The sequence below is a fragment of the Burkholderia alba genome (assembly GCF_034721475.1).
GTDB classification, from domain to species: Bacteria; Pseudomonadota; Gammaproteobacteria; order Burkholderiales; family Burkholderiaceae; genus Burkholderia; species Burkholderia alba.
Window position 1 is genome coordinate 1 of record NZ_JAWJWL010000097.1, and the last position, 3,474, is coordinate 3,474.

At 60.1% G+C, this 3,474-nt stretch carries 2 protein-coding genes; both read right to left on the bottom strand.

Features of this window, described 5'->3' with window-relative positions:
* Positions 1-926: hypothetical protein (locus tag RZR99_RS32365; protein ID WP_323123766.1), on the bottom strand; the 926-nt coding region annotated here is incomplete at its 3' end.
* Positions 927-953: 27 nt separating this feature from the next.
* Positions 954-3,474, bottom strand: a 2,521-nt coding sequence (locus RZR99_RS32370) for a hypothetical protein (RefSeq protein ID WP_323123767.1), incomplete at its 5' end; no start/stop codon positions are given.

A 3,474-nucleotide genomic window follows, 5' to 3' on the forward strand; every position in this document is an offset into this window, starting at 1 on the left:
AATAGCACGGTGACATCGCTGTCGTCGTCCACCTCAACTGGGTTGTCGACGGCCACGAGTTCGATTACGTCTTTGTCTACCTCGACATCGACAGGACTGTCGAGCGCGAACAGCTCGATTACTTCTTTGTCGACGTCAACCTCGACGGGCCTGAGCACGGCAACGAGCGGAATCACGTCGCTGTCGACAGGGCTGAGTACGACCAACAGCACGGTCACGTCGCTGTCGTCGTCCACCTCGACCGGACTGTCGACGGCCACGAGTTCGATCACGTCGTTGTCAACGTCAACCTCGACGGGTCTGAGCACGGCGACGAGCGGAATCACGTCGCTGTCGACAGGGCTGAGTACGACCAACAGCACGGTCACGTCGCTGTCGTCGTCCACCTCGACCGGACTGTCGACGGCCACGAGTTCGATCACGTCGTTGTCAACGTCAACCTCGACGGGTCTGAGCACGGCGACGAGCGGAATCACGTCGCTGTCGACAGGGCTGAGTACGACCAATAGCTCGGTGACATCGCTGTCGTCGTCCACCTCAACTGGGCTGTCGACGGCCACGAGTTCGATCACGTCGTTGTCAACGTCAACCTCGACAGGTCTGAGCACGGCGACAAGCGGAATCACGTCACTGTCGACGGGGCTGAGTACGACCAACAGCACGGTGACATCGTTGTCGTCGTCCACCTCGACCGGGCTGTCGACGGCCACGAGTTCGATTACTTCTTTGTCTACCTCGACATCGACGGGGTTGAGCACGGCGACAAGCGGGATCACCTCGCTGTCGACAGGGCTGAGCACGACCAACAGCACGGTCACGTCGGTGTCGTCGTCCACCTCAACTGGGCTGTCGACGGCGACGAGTTCGATTACTTCGTTGTCTACGTCGACATCGACTGGGTTGAGCACGGCGACAAGCGGAATCACGTCCCTGTCGACGGGGCTGAGTACGACCTACAGCACGGTGACATCGTTGTCGTCGTCCACCTCGACCGGCCTGTCGACGGCCACGAGTTCTATTACGTCGTTGTCCACGTCGACTTCGACGGGCCTGAGCACGGCGACGAGCGGAATTACCTCGCTGTCGACGGGGCTGAGCACGACCAATAGCACGGTGACATCGCTGTCATCGTCCACCTCAACTGGGCTGTCGACGGCGACGAGTTCGATTACTTCTTTGTCTACCTCGACATCGACGGGTCTGAGCACGGCGACGAGCGGAATCACGTCGCTGTCGACGGGGTTGAGTACGACGAATAGCTCGGTGACATCGCTGTCGTCGTCCACCTCGACCGGACTGTCGACGGCCACGAGTTCGATCACGTCGTTGTCAACGTCAACCTCGACGGGTCTGAGCACGGCGACGAGCGGAATCACGTCGCTGTCGACGGGGTTGAGTACGACGAATAGCTCGGTGACATCGCTGTCGTCGTCCACCTCGACCGGACTGTCGACGGCCACGAGTTCGATCACGTCGTTGTCAACGTCAACCTCGACGGGTCTGAGCACGACCAATAGCTCGGTGACATCGCTGTCGTCGTCCACCTCGACCGGACTGTCGACGGCCACGAGTTCGATTACGTCTTTGTCTACCTCGACATCGACAGGACTGTCGAGCGCGAACAGTTCGATTACTTCTTTGTCGACGTCGACCTCGACGGGTCTGAGCACGGCGACGAGCGGAATCACGTCGCTGTCGACGGGGTTGAGTACGACGAATAGATCGGTGACATCGCTGTCGTCGTCCACCTCGACCGGCCTGTCGACGGCCACGAGTTCGATTACGTCTTTGTCTACCTCGACATCGACAGGACTGTCGAGCGCGAACAGTTCGATTACTTCTTTGTCGACTTCGACTTCGACGGGCCTGAGCACGGCGACAAGCGGAATCACGTCACTGTCGACGGGGCTGAGTACGACCAACAGTACGGTGACATCGCTGTCATCGTCCACGTCGACGGGGCTGTCGACGGCGACGAGTTCGATTACTTCTTTGTCGACGTCGACCTCGACGGGTCTGAGCACGGCGACAAGCGGGATCACATCGCTGTCGACGGGGTTGAGTACGACCAACAGCACGGTGACATCGTTGTCATCGTCCACGTCGACGGGGTTGTCGACAGCGACGAGTTCGATCACGTCGTTGTCGACGGGGCTGAGCACGACTAATAGCACGGTGACCTCACTGTCGTCGTCCACTTCGACGGGGTTGTCGACGGCGACGAGTTCGATTACTTCTTTGTCGACGTCGACCTCGACGGGGTTGAGCACGGCGACAAGCGGAATCACCTCGCTGTCGACGGGGTTGAGTACGACGAATAGCACTGTGACATCGCTGTCGTCGTCCACGTCGACGGGGCTGTCGACGGCGACGAGTTCGATTACTTCTTTGTCGACGTCGACCTCGACGGGGTTGAGCACGGCGACAAGCGGAATCACCTCGCTGTCGACGGGGTTGAGTACGACGAATAGCACTGTGACATCGCTGTCGTCGTCCACGTCGACGGGGCTGTCGACGGCGACGAGTTCGATTACGTCGTTGTCAACGTCAACCTCGACGGGTCTGAGCACAGCAACGAGCGGAATCACGTCACTGTCGACGGGTCTGAGCACGACCAATAGCTCGGTGACTTCGCTGTCGTCGTCCACCTCGACCGGACTGTCGACGGCCACGAGTTCGATCACGTCGTTGTCAACGTCAACCTCGACGGGTCCGAGCACAGCAACGAGCGGAATCACGTCACTGTCGACGGGTCTGAGCACGACCAATAGCTCGGTGACTTCGCTGTCGTCGTCCACCTCGACCGGACTGTCGACGGCCACGAGTTCGATCACGTCGTTGTCAACGTCAACCTCGACGGGTCTGTCGAGCGCGAACAGTTCGATTACATCGTTGTCGACGTCAACCTCGACGGGCCTGAGCACGGCGACAAGCGGAATTACGTCGCTGTCGACGGGTCTGAGCACGACGAAGAGCACGGTGACCTCGCTGTCGTCGTCCACCTCGACCGGACTGTCGACGGCCACGAGGTCGATCACGTCGTTGTCAACGTCGACTTCGACGGGCCTGAGCTCGGCGACGAGCGGAATTACGTCTCTGTCGACGGGTCTGAGCACGACGAAGAGCACGGTGACCTCGCTGTCGTCGTCCACCTCCACCGGGCTGTCGACGGCGACGAGTTCAATTACGTCGTTGTCCACGTCGACTTCGACGGGCCTGAGCACGGCGACGAGCGGAATTACCTCGCTGTCGACAGGGCTGAGCACGACCAACAGCACGGTGACTTCGCTGTCGTCGTCCACCTCAACTGGGCTGTCGACGGCGACGAGTTCGATCACGTCGTTGTCAACGTCGACTTCGACGGGACTGTCGAGTGCGAACAGTTCGATTACTTCGCTGTCGACGTCGACCTCGACGGGCCTGAGCACGGCAACGAGCGGAATTACCTCGCTGTCGACGGGGTTGAGCACGACT